This is a genomic window from Oceanobacillus sp. Castelsardo (assembly GCF_001659985.1).
Classification (GTDB): domain Bacteria; phylum Bacillota; class Bacilli; order Bacillales; family Amphibacillaceae; genus Oceanobacillus.
On the sequence record NZ_LYCS01000001.1, the window covers coordinates 177,027 to 195,250 of the forward strand.

14 protein-coding genes are annotated in these 18,224 nt (G+C 35.5%); 4 read left to right on the forward strand and 10 right to left on the reverse strand.

Annotated elements, in window-relative coordinates; genetic code table 11:
• Positions 1–26: 26 nt before the first annotated feature.
• From A9178_RS00995 to A9178_RS01010, 4 genes are all read right to left on the reverse strand, one after another.
• Positions 27–659 carry a histidine phosphatase family protein gene (locus A9178_RS00995; RefSeq protein WP_068672058.1) on the reverse strand — a complete coding sequence of 211 codons (633 nt, stop codon included), beginning with the start codon at positions 657–659 and terminating at the stop codon, positions 27–29.
• A gap of 54 nt (positions 660–713) precedes the next feature.
• A complete protein-coding gene (fdhD, locus tag A9178_RS01000) occupies positions 714–1,511 on the reverse strand; it encodes a formate dehydrogenase accessory sulfurtransferase FdhD (RefSeq protein WP_068672059.1) in 798 nt (265 codons plus the stop codon).
• 12 nt (positions 1,512–1,523) lie between these two features.
• On the reverse strand, positions 1,524–3,875 hold the full coding sequence (locus A9178_RS01005) for an FdhF/YdeP family oxidoreductase (RefSeq protein WP_068672060.1): 2,352 nt from the start codon (positions 3,873–3,875) through the stop codon (positions 1,524–1,526).
• Positions 3,876–4,057: 182 nt separating this feature from the next.
• Positions 4,058–5,992, reverse strand: coding sequence for a fructose-bisphosphatase class III (locus A9178_RS01010; protein ID WP_068672061.1), 1,935 nt, complete (start codon positions 5,990–5,992; stop codon positions 4,058–4,060).
• Positions 5,993–6,538: 546 nt separating this feature from the next.
• Between A9178_RS01010 and A9178_RS01015 the strand changes: the two genes are divergently transcribed.
• On the forward strand, positions 6,539–7,663 hold the full coding sequence (locus A9178_RS01015; RefSeq protein WP_197482132.1) for a tetratricopeptide repeat protein: 1,125 nt from the start codon (positions 6,539–6,541) through the stop codon (positions 7,661–7,663).
• Positions 7,664–7,813: 150 nt separating this feature from the next.
• On the opposite strand, the gene cypC is transcribed toward A9178_RS01015, so the two are convergent.
• From cypC to A9178_RS01030, 3 genes are all read right to left on the reverse strand, one after another.
• Complete coding sequence (gene cypC, locus A9178_RS01020) at positions 7,814–9,088, reverse strand: CYP152 family fatty-acid peroxygenase CypC (RefSeq protein ID WP_068672063.1); 1,275 nt, start codon at positions 9,086–9,088, stop codon at positions 7,814–7,816.
• Between the two features lie 145 nt (positions 9,089–9,233).
• Positions 9,234–9,989, reverse strand: coding sequence for a FixH family protein (locus tag A9178_RS01025; RefSeq protein WP_068672064.1), 756 nt, complete (start codon positions 9,987–9,989; stop codon positions 9,234–9,236).
• A 270-nt stretch (positions 9,990–10,259) separates the two neighbouring features.
• Positions 10,260–12,374 carry a glycoside hydrolase family 3 protein gene (locus A9178_RS01030; RefSeq protein WP_231889768.1) on the reverse strand — a complete coding sequence of 705 codons (2,115 nt, stop codon included), beginning with the start codon at positions 12,372–12,374 and terminating at the stop codon, positions 10,260–10,262.
• A gap of 252 nt (positions 12,375–12,626) precedes the next feature.
• On the opposite strand from A9178_RS01030, the gene A9178_RS01035 reads away from it, so the two are divergent.
• Complete coding sequence (locus tag A9178_RS01035) at positions 12,627–13,538, forward strand: helix-turn-helix domain-containing protein (protein ID WP_231889769.1); 912 nt, start codon at positions 12,627–12,629, stop codon at positions 13,536–13,538.
• A gap of 82 nt (positions 13,539–13,620) precedes the next feature.
• Positions 13,621–13,785 carry a hypothetical protein gene (locus A9178_RS18795; RefSeq protein WP_156520667.1) on the forward strand — a complete coding sequence of 55 codons (165 nt, stop codon included), beginning with the start codon at positions 13,621–13,623 and terminating at the stop codon, positions 13,783–13,785.
• Positions 13,786–13,938: 153 nt separating this feature from the next.
• Here the strand turns inward: A9178_RS18795 and A9178_RS01040 are convergent, their stop codons facing one another.
• Positions 13,939–15,153, reverse strand: a complete 1,215-nt coding sequence (locus tag A9178_RS01040) for an MFS transporter (protein ID WP_068672660.1) — start codon at positions 15,151–15,153, stop codon at positions 13,939–13,941.
• A gap of 706 nt (positions 15,154–15,859) precedes the next feature.
• Positions 15,860–16,429 carry a DUF4256 domain-containing protein gene (locus tag A9178_RS01045; RefSeq protein WP_068672066.1) on the reverse strand — a complete coding sequence of 190 codons (570 nt, stop codon included), beginning with the start codon at positions 16,427–16,429 and terminating at the stop codon, positions 15,860–15,862.
• A 272-nt stretch (positions 16,430–16,701) separates the two neighbouring features.
• Between A9178_RS01045 and A9178_RS19605 the strand changes: the two genes are divergently transcribed.
• The gene (locus A9178_RS19605; RefSeq protein ID WP_369801927.1) at positions 16,702–16,833 is read left to right on the forward strand and encodes a putative holin-like toxin; all 132 of its coding nucleotides are present in this window, start codon (positions 16,702–16,704) and stop codon (positions 16,831–16,833) included.
• 382 nt (positions 16,834–17,215) lie between these two features.
• Here A9178_RS19605 and A9178_RS01050 read toward each other — a convergent pair whose 3' ends face one another.
• Entirely contained in the window at positions 17,216–18,169 is a 954-nt protein-coding gene (locus A9178_RS01050; protein ID WP_068672067.1) for a glycine betaine ABC transporter substrate-binding protein, read from the reverse strand.
• Positions 18,170–18,224: the final 55 nt, after the last annotated feature.

The following is an 18,224-nucleotide window of genomic DNA, read 5'->3' on the forward strand; positions in this document are numbered from 1 at the left end:
AATTTCAGTCTTTTAAATAATGAATATTAATTAGTCACACTAATCTTAGGTGCAAAAATTTGTTTATATTGATAATCTCCATCCACTTCATCTATGGCAATCACACACGCATTATCGAAAGGTTCACGCTTCACATTATTATCAATCGGCCATTGCATCATAAAGGTTAAGAACGCATGCATGAAAGCAGAATGACTTACCATGATCACATCTTCATAACGATTTTGTTCCTCGATTCGTTGTAGAAATGCATTATAAAACATGGTAGCACGAAGATAAACATCTGCCATCGATTCTCCGTTTGGATAGCGATAATAAAATGATCCGGAGGCTTTAAACTCTTTCTTTAGCTGTGGTGTACGATTATTAATGTTAAGTAAGTTTCCTAATTCCCATTCTCGAATTAATGGATTTTGAAGAAAAGGAACCTCACCTGGTAGCTCGGCATGTATTGCTTCTGCTGTTTGCATTGTACGTTTATATGGCGAGCTATATAAAATAGCCTTCTCACTTACTACGTCCTTCAAAAATTCAGCGGTCGCTTTCGCCTGCTTCTGCCCAAGTTCCGTTAAATGGTGCTCCGAATCATGAATATGCTCCATTATTGTATAATCGACATTATGTTCGGATTCTCCATGTCTAATAAGATAAATTGTCAAACTCTTTCCCCCCTAAAAAATTTCTTCCTTAACAACTTTCCTACAATAATTCTATTAGTCTACAACTTCTATAATACGTTGTGGATGTGTATATATATTTAATTTCTGATTTCTTGCAAATCCTATAACCGTAATACCTAAGTCTTGCGCAAGATTTAGTGCTAAATCAGTTGGTGCAGATTTTGATAAGAGTATACCTACTCCAATTTTAGATATCTTCAATAGTACTTCGGAAGATACACGACCACTAAACACAATTAGTTTGTTGGTAAGATTTGTTTTTTCTTGTAAAGTATATCCATACAATTTATCCAATGTATTATGTCTTCCGATATCCGTGCGAATGATTTGGAGTTCACTTTTACTAGCTAATGCAGCATTATGAAGACCACCAGTACGAATAAATGCTTGCGATTGCTCTTGTAATTGCCCCATTAATGAATAACAATCATTCACGGATAAAGTCATCCTATTAAAAATAGTTTTTGCTGTTCTCATGTCATTCCTAAAGTAAAATTGTCTACTTTTACCACAACAAGAACTAATTATACGTTTGGAGTGATCCACGTCAGATAAACGGAGGGTTTTATTTAAATCAACATAAGCAAACCCCATCGATACATCAATTGATATTTTCTTTATCTCATTATAAAAACGAATGATACCTTCAGAGGCTAAAAAACCTATCACTAAATCTTCTAAATTAGTAGGAGAACAAATCATCGTTGCGAACTCTTTTCCATTTAGAACGATTGTCAACGGAAATTCAGTTGCAATTTCTTCATCTAAAACAGTAGGTTCCATACCATTGAAACGTATAATTTCCTGTCCATACTGTTTGGTATCGTACATCTTCTACACCCTCTAACTTGGTTCCATTTCTAATTCCTCTACTCTTTTTTCTACATATTTCGTATCTTTATGAGCAAAATACATTTCTGCTTTTTCAACTACTACTGCTACATTATATTCTGGAATACCTGCAAATTGTTCATATACTCCTTTTGGAATAAGATCATTTCCTTCTGTCCAATGCACTTCAATATTCCCCTCTTTTAACGGTACAAATTTAGCACGGCCGTTAAACGTTCCATACTGATTATAAACGACAATAGCATCGCCTTCTTGGATATTTAGTTCCCTTCCATCATTCTCATTTATTAAAACATCATAACGATCAGCGTCATTAAATGGATCTTTTTCATCATATATCATAGAATTAAACTGTTTTCCCCTACGTGTCGTCACATAAAAATGACCTTCTGGTTTACGAAGTTCTGGTAACTCTACCGATATTAAGTTACCTTTTCCATCAGAAGTTGGACAAATACCGCCTTCGCACAACCATGCTCCTCCCCATTGAAATACATCTCCTCTATTTTTTAAGTACTGAATTCCATCATAATTCGGAGCTGCTTGAGCAATTTCCCCTCGAATCTCTTCAGCATTTTTAAAATCAATTAGATGTTTAGATTCTGGTTTTACACGTTTGGCTAATTCTACATAGATTTCCCATTCCGATCTTGCTTCTTCTATCCTTGGACCTTTTATTTCCGGTGAGAAGTACACCATTCTCTCTGTGGAGGTAGAGGTGCCTCCACCTGGCTGTTCATATCTTGTCATTGCTGGTAGAACAAGTACTGCCTCGTTAGCATCTAAAAGTGTTGATGTATTTAAAATAATATCCTGATGTACCCGTATATCTATATTTTCTAAACAGTCCTTTACAAAATCAGGATTGGGCATGGTTTCTAGAAAATTTCCACCAGACATGTAATAGAGTTTGAGTTTTCTATCATGGCTTTCAGGAAGCATCGCATTTTCTAAGGTAACTCCCACAATGTCACCTTGCCATTCAGGAATATCAAAACCCCAAATATTTTCCAACCTTTTTTTATTATTCTCATCAAAACTACCACCTGGTAAAGAGAATGGATCAGCACCCATTTCTCCAGATCCTTGTACCCCTGAGTGACCACGGATTGGCATTAATCCACAATGTTCCCTCCCTAAAAACCCTTGTAATAATGCTAGATTAGCAACTTGTGAGATATTATCCGTTCCAAATCGATGCTGTGTAAGACCCATAGACCAAACAAATACGGCAGAATTAGATTTAGCTAGAAGTTCCGCAAGTTCTAACATCCGTTGTCTAGAGATTCCCGAGGATTTCTCCAGTTGCTCCCAGTTATAGGATGTAACCTTTTCTCGTAATTCATTGAAATCGTTAACATGTTTCTTTATAAATTCATGGTTAAGGGCAGAACCCGGAACTTGTTCTTCCATTTCGAACCAATGCTTCATAATTCCGTGCATGAATGCGATATCTCCACCAATATTTACTTGGTATGCATCATCTGCAATCTTTGTACCAAAAAGTGCCGATTCTGGGATGGATGGTACCCAATAATTGTCCATCGATGGTTCATGATACGGATTTATGATGATAATCTTTGTTCCCTTACGTTTTGCAGCATACATGTACTTAGTGGAAACTGGCTGATTATTTGCTGCAACTGAACCCCAGAATACTAATACGTCTGTACCAATCCAGTCCTTATAATTACAAGTGGAAGCACCTACTCCGATAGAACGGCTTAAAGCTGTTTTAGAGGGAGAATGACAAATACGCGATGCATTATCAATATTATTTGTTCCTAAATAGCGGGCTACCTTTCCAAGTGTATAATACACTTCATTCGTAATACCTCGTGAGGTTGTGTAAAAGGAATATTGTTTCGGATTAAGCATTTTCATTTTCGAGGAAATATAATCCAACGCATCCTCCCATGAAATCCGTCTAAATTTATCTTCTCCAGAATTTCGAATCACAGGATATGGAATTCGACCAAGTTGTCTTAATTCACTACTATTCATTTTCCGTAAATCATGAATGTCTTTATGTAAGACTTCTGGTTTCATTGCAGGCATCGTATTCAATCGAAGTACATTCAAGCGAGTGGTACACACATGTGGACCTTTTAATGTTTGATCCTTTAGGCCTGACACACCCAATGCACAGCCATCACAAACGCCCTGTGTTAATATACGACTAGCATAAGGTAGATTTTCTTTATTCTCCCAAATCACTTTCATTGTATCTCTTAAATGGTGTGGTTTAATTTTACCAAGACCAAACGGAACCTTACTCACCCATAAACTTGGATCCGGCCTTTTAGGTAAATTAATCGGACCTGAATGTTTGGTATTTCCCAACTCTATTCCTCCCGTAAGAAGTAATGGATAATCATGTATTTAATAAATTTTCTAAATATTATTACTAAAATTATTTTAACATGGAAAAACTCAATCTTCAATTTTTCCCCTTGTAGATTTACTCGTTTATGATATACAAAAAGACAACTCACCTCCTCGGTAAATTGTCTTCTACATACATTTTATTTCATATATCGATACTCCAACAAACTCTTCAGTGCAGCTACTTCTTCCAACAGTTCAGCTCCGACATTCGTTTCTCGAACCATCTTCCTCTCCACTTCTTCGTCCACTACTCGTTTCATCGATAAAACATCCGTTCCATTTTCTAGTAAGTTTTCTTTGGAATTAAAATGTTTATGTGCAACTAGTTTCATACCGTATGAATTATATAGTAACGTATATCCAGCAATTCCTGTCGTCGATTGATAAGCCTTAGAAAATCCTCCATCAATTACAATCATTTTCCCGTTTGCTTTAATTGGGTTTTCTCCTTCTATTTCTTTTACAGGTGTATGGCCATTAATAATGTGACTGTGATCTGGATCAAGATCAAAGTCTGTTAAAATTTTACGGCAAATTTCTTCGTTCTCACGTAGGTAGTAGTAAGGATTCTTCGTTTCTTTATGAGTTTCTTTCTCCTTTATAAAATATCTTTCAAAAGTTGTCATCGCTCTTTTACCGAATAGGGACGAATATTCACCTGTCCATAAATACCAGACCATATCTGTTGAAAGATCTTCTGTTTCTTGTGGATGAGCAAAAGCATGTCTTAAATGATATTCAAAAATATCAAGTAAATCACGGCCCTCATAGGTTGTATTTTCAATGACCATTTTTTCCATATTTCCCTTTTCATCTAGAGGAACGCATCCATGAATTAATAGATTTCCATTATATTTCAAATATAGACTACCTTTTTTCATAAGAAAATTCATATGTCTAGTTAGTTTTTCCGAATGCTGAACAGAGAATAATAGTTTATCGATTACTTCCTGTTCTTCTTCTAAGAGTTGTTCCGGATTGTCAGGATTAACGGTTGCAAAACAAGTATTTTCAAGTTTGTACGTTTTCCCCTGAATCGTTATTTCATTTTTATCATAATCAATTTTCTCAAGCAAAAGCCTTTCTGACATATTAAAGAAAGAGCGTCGTTTTATAATAGGCATTTCCAGCTTGAACTGAATTATCGCAATCGCCTGATGCATTTTTGTGATTTGTAGACGTTCTTGATCTGTTATTTTTACATCAGGCTGTACCTTAGGTCTAAAAGCCGAATTATCATGATAATATTTCTCTGCAAGATTAAGGAGCGGTCTTAGATTGATTCCATACACGTCTTCAATAATGTCCAAATTATCATATCTAGCACTAATACGCAGAATATTAGCTAGACATACTTTTGAACCTGAGAAGGCACCTATCCACAGTACATCATGATTCCCCCATTGAATATCAACCGAATGATAATCGATTAATGTATCCATAATTTTATCAGGTTGCGGTCCGCGATCATAAATATCCCCAACTACATGAAGATGGTCCACTACTAATCGCTGCATACAATAAGCAAGCCCGATAATAAGTTTATCAGCCTGACCAAGAGAAATTACCCGCTCCACAATAATGTTATAATAAGGTTCTTTATTTAATAATTCATCTTCCGTCTTATAAAGTAACTCTTCAATGATGTAAACAAACTGGTTTGGTAACGCTCTCCTTAATTTAGAACGTGTATATTTGGAAGAAGCAAAAGATATGAGCTTGACTAAATTCTTAATCGTTTCTGCATACCATTCATGTAATTCTTCATTATTACTAAAATTATTTTTTATTAATTGTAGCTTATCTTCAGGATAATAAACCAGTGTCGTTAGTTCATTAATTTTTTCTTCTGATAAAACGCTAAAGAAAAGCTCCACAATTTTTTCTCTCACTCTACCAGAACCATTTCTTAAAACATGTTGGAAAGATTGAAATTCCCCGTGTAAATCACTTACAAAATGTTCTGTCCCCTTTGGTAAATTAAGAATAGCTTCTAAATTTATTAATTCATTTACTACTTTCTCTTCACTATCGTATTTCTCTGCAAGTAAATCCAAATATTTCTTATTCATGATGCATCCCCCCTATAGCCTCATCATTGCTCAATAGCATATCATTATTAATAGGAAAATTAAATATTTTTTAGAGTAAGAGTATAGTATTCCTATATTTTAACATAATGGGTAATTTTTTATATATTATTGTGAGTTTTAGGTTTTGTTTTGTAGATGATTTATAATTAAGAAGGGAAAAGTGAAAGGAAAAATTTAAGAAATCGTGCTGAATATTAAGCCCCTAGCCAAGTTCTTGACCAAGCGGGCCTATGTCCATTATCGCTATATTTTAGTACTATTTTTAACTATACATGAAAACGACCACTTTTTCAGAATTTTTTTACCCCCAAAGTTTTTGGTGAAATTTATCCCCTCTCAAGCCACTCTTCCGGAAAAATTTCCTAGATAAGTAATTTAGAGTGGACGAATAACTGGCTAAGTAATAAAGGATTTCACACATATGACACATCAGCACAAGGAAAGTTTTACCAACTATGTTTACATTTATGGATGAACAGGTAAAATAAGATTAAAAAGTTAAAGATTGGAGTAATGATGTCTTCGATGGATATTTTCAATTTAGATGAAAGTATAAAAGATTTTATAAATGAAACGAACAAAGATGACTTAGGTTCAATCGTGGAAGAATTCAAACGCGGTCTCTTTTCCATAGTCTTATCAAAAACAAAGCAATTTCGAGAAGAACATGAAATGGATCCCGGTTTAGAGAGAATCTTATCACTGGTTGACGCTACTTGTTATTCCCAAATTGGTGAAGGTAAGCATGCAGCAGAAATTATTAGGATTATGTATGAGAACTCCCATGATAAGTCGATTGATGACTTGATTTTGTATGGTAATTTAGCGTTCATGTGTGACTATAAGCTTACTAGAAGAATTATGTCTGATGCTGTTAAACAATTAGAAAATGAAGAAGGGTTCGACCGACTAAAAACGGCTCACGCCTATCTTGCACTAGGGGAGGCAGAAGAAAACTTAGAAAAGTATGTTCGGGCAATCAAATATTATAAAAAAGGCTTAAGCTTTTTCCCCGAAGAAGATAAACAAATGATTCTTTTCCTACATTATAAGCTTGGTGCACTTCATTCCTTGATTAATGAAACGGGTGAAGCAATCGAGTATTTGCAAAAGACGATAGAACTTACTGGTGAAAATAATAAAGAAATAAAAATAAATAGTCTAGTTAGTATTGCAAAAATGTATGGAAGTAAAGATGAGTATGAAAAAGCTTTTACTTATTTAAATGAAGCAATCCCAATGTTCGAGGGATCTTCATTAGTTAATAAATTGGTACACGCAGAAGCTTATACAGAGATGGCCTTTAACTATTTTGACCAATCCCAACTTGATGAAGCAATTCCGTACTATAAAAAGGCAATAGCCATTCATCGACAACTTCCTCAATATTCTGCGAGAGAACTTGGAATGATTTACATGCAATATGCCTATTGTAATGAGCATAAAGAGCAACCTGATAAATCACTTGCAGCAAAAAATTATGAAAAAGCAATCGAACAACTAGAAAAAGCAAATGATATGGCACTATTAGAAAATGCGCTTGCGGATATTATTGCGTTTTTTGGAAGTATTGGCAATAACAAGAAAAAGCGTTTCTATGAAAACAAATTTGTGAAATTAACGAATGAAAAAGCTCATAGTGGGGCTTAGGACTAGGATTTGTGGTTATATAGTTTCTAAAACCATCATTAATGCAATAGTATATTTAAAAAGCACCTCGTAAAGATTGTAAACGACTTTTTACGAGGTGCTTTTTATTTTGAGAAGATACGGTTTAGCATTAACAATCGAAAGGTAAGATTAATCGCCATTTCCCCTAAGATTTTTCACTTGATTCATGACAAATCCACTTTTCGGTAAACTTGGCATTCGCATCATGCTATAACTTAGGTTTTGCTCAGGTACATTGTAATCCATATGATTGATGAGCAAGCTTAAGCTTGCTTTCATTATTTCAATAGTCAAAGCTTCGCCAGGGCAACGATGACCTTTATTAGGATCTCCGCCACCTTGAGGAATGAGATCATATGGATTCTCTACTCTTTCTTTAAAACGTCCAGGGATAAATTGATTCGGATTTTCCCATAGATCTGGATGGCGGTTTGTCCCATAAATATCTAATAGAACAAGGTTTCCCTTTTTAAAATCATGCCCTTTCCAAAGAAAATCTTCACGTACTCTAGCTACTGCAAATGGGAAAAACGGATAATACCGGCGTACTTCCTGTACAAACATCTCATAAAGATCTTCGTTAGCATGGATTAATTTTTCTTTTTCTTTTGGATTTTCCACTAAGGCTAATGCAAGCCAAACAATATAGACAGTTATCGCAACAATTGGACGTATGATATTAAGGATCTCCACAGCAACTATCTCAGCATTTAGAAGTTCCCCATTTGTATCGCGATACCAGGCCATACGATGGAGCGCTGTTTCTTCTTGTACATCTAGGTTTCCATTTCGAACATCTTTTATTAATTTTTGTAACCACATCTCTAGAGCATTCCGAGCTTGTCTCCCCTTCCAATGTCTGGGACCAACTGCCCCTGCGGAATCAAATAAAGCTTCCAATTGACTTGCTCTAAGAGATATATCACTTTTGGGTAATGGAACCCCTGCCCATTTACAAGCCGTTATAGCTAATATTTTCGTTACTTCATCATATAAAACAACCTTTTCCTTACTTACCCATACATCAAGCGTTGATTCCCATTCTTCCCTAAATATCTTCACAACATCTTGTAGGCGTTCTTCTGTCATTAGCGACATAAATAATTGTTTGCGATGTTTATGACTGGAATCATCTATGGTTTGTATCGCTTTTTCACCGAATAAAGTTTGTCGTAATCTTTTGGGAGCTGCTCCATTTCTTTTGAATTTTGATTCGTCATAAAAAATTTTAACAGCCTCTTCCCCAGCAATACAAATAGCTTTCTGTCCACCTAGCAACCTGGTTTCAAATATATCTCTACCAAACCGTTTTCTTCGATTGGATATGTATAAATAACCATCTTTCATCATGGCAAATGTATTATCGAAACCTTTATCAATTGGAATTTGTTCTCTGTATGGCATTTTGACTCACTCCATCTAATAATTTTGTTATTGGTTTATATTATTAGTATGTCTTTTATTTCATTTTTCTATGAAGTGCCTAAAAAAACAGAATTCGTTTTAAAATTTGGCAAAATAAAAGAGAGGATAATCCCTCCCTAGTTGTCTATTTATTCACTTCTAAAACTTGCTCCGTATGCTCATGAAGTCCTTCATCATCTTCCACATGAATGACTATTGTGTAGTTGCCTTCTTTAGCAAATAAGTAGGAATTGGTGTATTCACCTGAAACCGTTTCTTCCGTTTCAACCCATTCATGTACATCTAAACTGTCATTAACAATTTCATATTGTACACGAGCATCTTTCAGTGGTTTATTGTCCATTTGCAAATTTACAGTAAGGTTTATTTCTTCATTCACTTTTACATTTTCCGGATCCATAAAGTGCATATCAAGACCTTTCTGATGACCAGAATGTTCACCTTCAACATTATGATTTTCATCCTCATGATCAGCACTTGTACCCTCACCAATGGTAATTGACTTTTTAGGCATCGTGTGTAAATCTCTTGCTGTTGTATGTGCATACATTTCATAAACACCGTCTGAATCAAAGGATACTTGTGCAGTGTAGGTTCCATCTTCATTGTTTTTAGCTTCAATCATCGTACTATTCTCTTTGTTTCCTTGTTCCCAATATTCAAATGTAACCTCATCTGCATCTTTTACTTTCTCATCGCCATATGTAACGATTGCGCTCAATTCTACTGTTTCATCTACATCAGCTTTCTCAGCTACTTCAAAATCAACTTCAAGCATTTTTAGTTCTTCTGATTCTTGGGATGTATCTGTACCGTTATTACACCCGGCTAAAACACCCAATATTAAGGCAAAAATTAACATTAAATTCTTTCTTTTCATTTAGAATAGCCTCCATTTATATGTCTATTGATGTTACTATAGCAGTATAACAACCTCCCACAACAATGTAACAGTACCATGATAGCTAATCAATAGATAATATGTGAAACATTTGTGAAAGCGTTAGTAAACAAACTATTATTCCAAAATGTTTTACTTAGAATTAAAAACACTCACAAACATTCTTTTACCACATTTGTGAGTGTTTTTAATAATTTCAACTTCAAATCTTATAATATTTCAGTATCCTAGAAGGCAAGGGGGCCATACTTAATAGCTTAATCCATGACCGAGTTTATAAATATTACCATCGCTATCCTTATAAGCATAGCTCATTCCCTCCGGCATATATTTATCCTTGTCGTAACCTGGTACGTCGTTTGGTGATACACAATCGCCATTATGGTGAACCGCAATAACATCGTCACTTGCTGGTAATGTTAATGGTAAAACACCTGTTGGCTTGTGATTTCCTGCGATTACCTCTAACTGTGCATTAAAGAAGGTATCATATCCAGCGATTAAAGCATCTGCTAATGGTTCAACATTCCCTAGAATCCATGGTAGGATGATGTTTACACTCATAATGACTTTTCCTCCACGGCTATGAATGTTGTCTGCCACTTCTTTTAGATGATCCATCGCACTTATAGTAGTCTCTTGATACAATTTACCATCCATAGCTGATAATACTTTATTTTCACATATTTCCAGTTCTAATAGTCCGGGTGTTGCGTCAAAATATGCTCCGGATTTTGGTTGTAAGAAGAGAATCGCTGTATCTGCCTCTTCATAGTTATCTGTCATTGTAAATAGACCGAGTTCTTCTGCTTCTTTTCTTGCTTTTTCTGTATAAGCAGTAGCTCTTTCTGGTTCTTTATGAAAAACTTCCACATACACTTTCATGCCGTCTAGCTTACCTTGAGTTAATGGTAAAGTTTGATTTGTGTTTTTTAATACGGTAACAGATTTTTTATGTGCTTCATATGCAGCATCCCAATGTTCTTTCGTTTTCACAACTTCTGTAGCCTTTTCCGGTTCATTGTACGTACGGTCATCAAATAGACCAAGAGCGAACATTTCAGTTAGAAGACGAACGTTTGCTTCATCAATACGTTTTTCACTAATCCATCCCTTACTAATTGCTAATTTCAGATTTTCAATATCATTCGTATCTGCAACGATATCTGTACCAGCATTCACTGCTTTAGCAAAACGTTCTCCTTCACTACTATCTTCCATTCCCCAGCTCATGTTGTTGATAATCCCACTATCACTGTTAACATAACCTTTGAATCCTAGTTCTTTACGAAGAATCTCATTTAAGAAGTAATGGTTAAACGCAAATCCTACTTCTTCAAACGGAATGTCTTCTCCTTCAAATTCTTGAACGACACTCTTCTTAATACTTGGGATAGAGTAATATGGCATGATAGAAGATGTTCCATGTTCTACTGCTGCTCTAAATGGAGGTAGATGATATTTTTCTAAGCTACCTGGAGTTGGGTAAAGGTTCCATTTTCCTTCTGCATAATGCGGATCAAAACCATTTTCCCTTGCTCCACCACCTGGGAAGTGTTTTGTTGTCATGGCAATACTATTTTTTCCAAGTTCTTCACCTTGGAATTCGTCAATAATACGACCAATTGCATCTGCAATAAATTCTGGGTCTTCTCCCAACGTACCATATGTACGCTGCCATCTTGGATCTGTCACCACATCGGCCATATACATATAACCTTTTCTTAAGCCGATTGCATCCCATTCTTTACGAGCGATACTGGCAAATTGGCTAATAAGGGACGCATCTCCGCCATTTTTAATATCTCCTTGTGCCGCTGCAGCTAGTCCTAAAGTTCCTGGCCATGTAGAAAGGATTCCAATGGCATCATTCATCCCAAATACTGCTTCCCCATTTTCATTTCTGGAGTTAGATGCAACGATGACGGGAATACCTAGACGCGTTTCCTCTGCTACCTCATTCATCTTATTAATCCATTCCGCTGTTTCAGCTGGACTAAAGTTATCTCTTAAAATGAAATGTCTAAGTTTTCTCTCTGCAATCGTATGCGTCGTTCCGAATACTTTACTAGTAGCGAAAATGGTCTCGCCCTTTTCTATAATGGCTTCATCTAGTACCCCATCATGACTGGTCTTGCTTTTATCTTCTTGAGCTAGTCCCATTTTTCGGGAGTTAATAAGCATCATCCCGATTTTTTCATCCATATTCATTAAAGAAACCAGGTTCTCTGCACGTTCTTTCGGGCTTAAACGCCAATCTTCATAAGGATCAAGTTTCCCGTTATTATTTAAATCTTTGAATTTTAAACCTTCTGCTTCTATCAGTTTCTTCGTTCTTACTTGTAATTCTGGTTGCTTATCCACTTGAACTCCTCCTAGTACATTTATCATCCATTAAACGTAGTATTTCTACCGTTTATTATGTATCAAATTTAATTAATTCATTAGTTTATGAATGTCAATTTTGATGGGCTCATTCTTTATAGTTAGGGCTTTCATAATTAAGTAAATCATTTATTAAAACAATACGATAATGTTATGATAACAAAGATAAACCTAAAATAAATTGTATTTTTTGCTAAAATTATTGTATATATTGCTGTAAGGAAGTGGTGCATGATGAAAGAATCTACCTTTATGCCAATCATCAATCAAGATTTTGAGCTTTATTACTGGAGTAAAAATTATCAATCACACGATTATGGCTTGAACCCTCTTGAATCTGCTGAAAATTATTCCGAAATTGAGCCTTTATTCCGTTTGCATAGTCATGACGCGATGGAGTTTCTTATATTTCTTGGTGGAAATTGTGATTTTTTTTGTGAAGGAAGATCATATTCTCTAACTAAAGGGGATGTAGTAGTGATCCCCCCCTATGCTGTTCATAGAGCGAAAGTAAAGGATTTTAATAACTATGAACGAGTCGTATCGAATATAAGCAAAAAGTTATTAGCAGAGTATTTGTCTATTTCAGCTTCTATGAAAGAAAGCATTGTCTATCATAAAACACAGGGTACTTATGTAATTCACTTAAACTCCGAAAAATTAGAGGAACTTACTTTTCTACTTCGGGATGTGAGTGACCGACAAAAAAATGGAGAGGAAAATCAATCCTTTGCCTTGCATTATTTATTATTTCAAGCACTTCAAATCATCCTGAACCCTGCTAGCAGTACAAAACAAATCAGTAAAGGGAATAAACAGGATCAACGATTAGTGTCAATTATTGAATACATTGAATCCCATTTAACCGATCCAGATCTAAGTTTGGACAATGTTTCGAATCAATTTCATTTAAACAAATATTATTTCTCTCATTACTTTAAAAACAATATGAACGTGCCGTTTTATCGTTACGTATTATTAAAGCGGCTTGCAACTGCGGTTACTATGATTAAACAAAACGAGCTTTCCATAGAGGAAATTGCTATGACATGCGGCTTTCAGGACTATTCTAGTTTTTATCGACTTTTTAAAAAAGAATATAATCTTTCTCCTAAAAACTTACAGAAGGCGTATAAGAAGTAGGGATTTGCTTGGCAAGCTTATAAACACAAGACATAGCTTATGTATTTCTTGGACAGATTAAAGATAAGGAGGGATTATCAAGATGAAGAAAAATCAAGGAAAAACAGTACAAGCAAATCTTGAATTAAATAAGGGTTTTTATGGAGAAAATCTTAATGAGACCTATGTGGACCTCTTAGGAAAAAATAATGTCGAGTTAGATCTTAATAGTTCTAAGTATAATGATAAAGATAATGAGGATATGTAACTTTTGAAATAAGCTGTTCAAAAACCACTCATAAATATTGATATTTCTACATTTATGAGTGGTTTTTTATATAAAAGTATTGAATACTGGAAGGGCATCCAGCTTTATTGGCTGAAATTAAAATAGTATGTTATTTCTACCGTTATGATCTTGTTAATGTGAATGCCTTGAACGCGTAGGAAACGACTGTTCCTGTTCGGCTAAGTATTCAAATTTATACCATGTAACAAGCATGAGCACTCCGCTTAAAATAAGAAGTAAACTTGTTACAAAGAATACTGTTGAGAACCCGTTGATTGCAACTAAGAATCCGCCTAGTGCTGGTCCGATGATGTTCCCTAAAAACCGTAAACTAGTATTGTAGCCTATAACTTCTCCTTGCATGGAAAGTGGTGCTGCCGTTCGTATGTAAGCCATTCGAACTGGGACAATTCCACCTATGGATACACCTAATAAGAAGCGTAAAACTATAAGTTGCCATATATTCGTTACAAATGCACCTGGCAGGTAAACAATTCCTGCAACAAATAATAAAATGATAAGAATCTTAGTATGGCCAAACTTATCTCCATATTTTCCCCAGCGTCTTGACATTAATAAGTTTCCAAGACCTGCAGCTGAAAAGGCTAATCCCGCAAAAAAAGCTAAACTTTCAGGGCCGTGAATCTCGGCAACGAATAAAGAAAGGATGGGTTGAATACTAAAATGTGCGATTTGAACGAGTGTGGATAAGAGTAAAACAACGAGTAGTACAGGACTGCGTAATATATATAGGAGCACTTCTTTACTAGAGTAAGATTTGTAATCTCTTGCATCGTTTGAGAGTTTAACTTTAATTTCTTTTATTCCAAAGGCTACGAGGATGGCGGAAATAAAGACAGTTAATGCAACCCACTTGAATGTCCCTGCGAAACCAAATGTGTCAGCAAGAATTCCACCTAGCATCGGTCCCATTAGAGCTCCCGTAATATTTCCGGTTTGTAATGTTCCAAGTACTTTTCCAGCAACTTCCTTAGAGGTTTGTGTTGAAATGAATGCTTGAGACATTGGGATAAACCCAGTTACAATCCCCATAAATAGCCGTAATAAAAAAAGTTGCCAAACTGTTGTGGCAAACCCCATTAGAAAAACAGAAATCCCAATTCCTATAGCAGATACAATGAGAATCGGCTTTCTTCCGTGTTTATCACCAAATCTCCCCCAGATTGGTGAAAAAATAAATGCTGTGACAAAGGTGATAGCGAAAGTTAAACCTGACCATGTTTGAACATAAGAATCTGAGAAGTTCCCCATTGATTCAATGTACAAGGAGAGGAATGGAATAACCATTGTCATACTTCCGGCAATAAAAAAATTAGCAAACCACATGATTGCTAAGTTACGTTTGACCGTTAATTCTGAATCAACGATTGTATTACCTTCCTTCAACAAATAATTATTTCGATATATTAACTATACCCTAATAAAGAAGGTAATTAAAGAAAACAGCTCATTTGTAAGTGAATGGTAATAATGTACAAGTTCAATAGAACCCCTGCTCCCTTTAACCTGTTACAAACCGATATAAAAGCCACTGACAAATAAAAACAACATATACGAAATATCACTCAATCTGCTTCTCAATGAATTTCATTATTTAGATGGGTAAAACACTTTGTAAGCATTCAATGAATAATTACTGTCATTCCGGTAAATGTAATAATGGTTATATTCGGTTATGTGTTAATGGTGTTTGGAAGAAAGATATAATAACCAACTTCGTATGCGTATTCCTAATAACCGAAAAACCTCATTATATTTTTTATTGGAGGATTGAGCATGGTTAAAGACGGAAAAACAGATAAGGTAAAAAGAAATAAACCTAAGCTAGATGATGAGCAAAGACGAGCAAAAGGCAGATCAAATGCAAGAAATACCCGTAGTTAATTTCAAAACCACAATAAACCTAATAGGCCAGATTAAAACTCTGGTCTATTAGGTATTTAAACAGTTTTTAAGAACTTTCAATACTTGTCAAATTCAAAATTTTTACTTGTGTTATTACATTTAGGATTCTGTTGAAATTAACTAAAAGCTAGACCCTTAGCGAACCACGAAAATCTCTAGAAGCATAGTAAGATTCCGCACCATTATGATACACAAACACTTTACCGTAGCGATAATCGCAAAAAAGAGCACCACCACGATCTCTAATATCAGATGGTGTTAGCACCCAACTCGATGTTTTCATATCGAAATTACCAAGATTCTGCAACGTTCGATATTGTTCTTCCGTTAAAAGTTCAATGCCCATTTCAGTTGCTATATCAATAGCATTATTTTCCGGCTTATGTTTTTTCCTTGACTCCAGTGCTTTACGGTCGTAACAAACACTTCTGCGACCTTTAGGACTTTCCACTGAACAATCATAGAAAATATATTCGTCCGTTACCTTATCATTACTAACAACATCCGGTTCACCGCCAGTTCTTTCCATTTCATGGAGAGACCATAGTTTTTCAGTATTAGCATCCAGCTTTGCTTGTACATTAGACCATTCAAGACCCTCATGGCGGTTCATATTTTCTTCAAAACGGTTTTTCAATACTTGGAGTAACTCTTCACGTTGTTCTAGGGATAACTCCTTTATATTTTCCTTTGTCATGTTAGTTTCCTCCTTATTGTATTTATTGTAATGATTCAAGTATATATAAATTACATGAGTGACACAAAATTAATTCTTGCGCACATTGTTTAGTAGGGTTAACTCAACTCAAAAAGTGTAAACATATTAGCATTAGGGAGCTATAGGTGAATCGCCTCTAGCTCTTTGTGCATGATATAAGTAAGCCACCTGTGATATAATGTGAATAGTGTAAGTAGGGTTTTCATGAGTGGTGGCTCACTCCCTTTATTCTTTGTAAAAAGGGTGATAGGATGACAGTTTTTCAGACGCTTATCTTAATGATTTCGTTTGCTAGTCTGATTGTGGCTATTCTGTCATTTACGGAACAAAAGCGCAAGCGCTCGTTTAGCGACGTACGGACTGGACTGAGCCGTAGGAGATAAAGGAAACACGACGAACGGAGTGAGTCGATGTTGACTTATTGTACGAAGGTGAAGGAAGTCTCGCTAGTCGCTGGGAGCTGGAGCTGGACGTGGCCCTTCTGATGATAAGATTTAATAAGTTAACTTTTTATACGTTCTTATCTTGCAAAAAAAATAACCACCCTATGAGCCTGACGAGCATGTTAGGGTAGTTATTTCTCTAATTATCGTGAGTCGCCCCCTTGAAGGGCTATTACACTATTTAGACTGAATGGTGTTACAGCACCATTCAGTCTTTATTATTTTATTACTTTATACTTATAGTATACCTTATTTTACTGATTTGTTAAACAATAAGTATTGGATTAGAATAAAACATAGACTACATTTAGTGTAATCCTGTTTATTCATTTGCCTCTAGGTCTTCAATAGAATCAATGTCCATATAAGCAGGAACAACAAGTCCTATCTTCGCACCATTAAGATTTTCACCTAAGTCATCGATTTGATCCTTATATTTCTCGTAAAAGTCATTATGTGTTAATGGTAACCAGGCTGCTAGTGTTGCATCACCATCTCCATTGGCAACCGATTCGAACATAATAGCAATATCAACTGGCGTTACTGTTACATCATAACCAAGTTGCTCCATCACAGCTTTAATTACTCCGGATGATGCACGCTCAGAATCCCATGGTGTTGAAACCAATTCGATGGATTCACCATCTACTTCTTCTACACCTTCTGTCCATTCATCCACTTTGTCTTGGTTTTCTTCCACCCATTTTTCGGCAATCGTTTCTATTTCTTCTCCGCTCTCCTGTGCGTCATTCATAATGCCTTCCATGTCTTCTACTTCCCAATGAAATTGATCCAGTAGTTTGTAGGCATTTGGCATTTCATCTTTAAGACCCTTTCTTGCAAGCGTCTTAATCATTTCTGTCTCACCATACACACCTTTAGGATCTTCTAGATATTTCATGTCTGGATACTTCGCAAACATCCAATGTGGATTCCACCCGGTTATGATAATCGGTTCTTCATTTTCCATTGCTGTGTCCAGTTCTGAAATCAAACCTGCTGTTGATGAAAACATCGCAGTCCAGCCTTTTAATGAATCATATTCTTCTAACGCCTTTTCCGTTGTTACACTAATACCGGCACCTGGTTCAATACCTGTAATCGTGTAATCAACTGCTTTACTATAATTCATATCTTCCGTAGCATTCGATTCACTCTCATTAGCATCTGATTCATCGTTACTACCTGTATCATTTTCTGAACCGCACCCTGCAGCTATCAATAGCGTTAACAGACCGAAAACTAAAAATATTACTTTCCATTTTACTTTACTCACTTTTTCCACTCCTCTTTGCTTTTTCCTCAATCTATATTGAGTAGACAACCTTTTT

Coding starts and splice junctions, on each gene's coding strand:
- fdhD (WP_068672059.1), bottom strand. CDS start 1,511: ATGTACGATACCAAACAGTATGGACAGGAAATTATACGTTTCAATGGT.
- A9178_RS01010 (WP_068672061.1), bottom strand. CDS start 5,992: ATGAATAAGAAATATTTGGATTTACTTGCAGAGAAATACGATAGTGAA.
- A9178_RS01015 (WP_197482132.1), top strand. CDS start 6,539: ATGGATATTTTCAATTTAGATGAAAGTATAAAAGATTTTATAAATGAA.
- cypC (WP_068672063.1), bottom strand. CDS start 9,088: ATGCCATACAGAGAACAAATTCCAATTGATAAAGGTTTCGATAATACA.
- A9178_RS01025 (WP_068672064.1), bottom strand. CDS start 9,989: ATGAAAAGAAAGAATTTAATGTTAATTTTTGCCTTAATATTGGGTGTT.
- A9178_RS01035 (WP_231889769.1), top strand. CDS start 12,627: ATGATGAAAGAATCTACCTTTATGCCAATCATCAATCAAGATTTTGAG.
- A9178_RS18795 (WP_156520667.1), top strand. CDS start 13,621: ATGAAGAAAAATCAAGGAAAAACAGTACAAGCAAATCTTGAATTAAAT.
- A9178_RS01040 (WP_068672660.1), bottom strand. CDS start 15,153: ATGTGGTTTGCTAATTTTTTTATTGCCGGAAGTATGACAATGGTTATT.
- A9178_RS01045 (WP_068672066.1), bottom strand. CDS start 16,429: ATGACAAAGGAAAATATAAAGGAGTTATCCCTAGAACAACGTGAAGAG.
- A9178_RS19605 (WP_369801927.1), top strand. CDS start 16,702: ATGACAGTTTTTCAGACGCTTATCTTAATGATTTCGTTTGCTAGTCTG.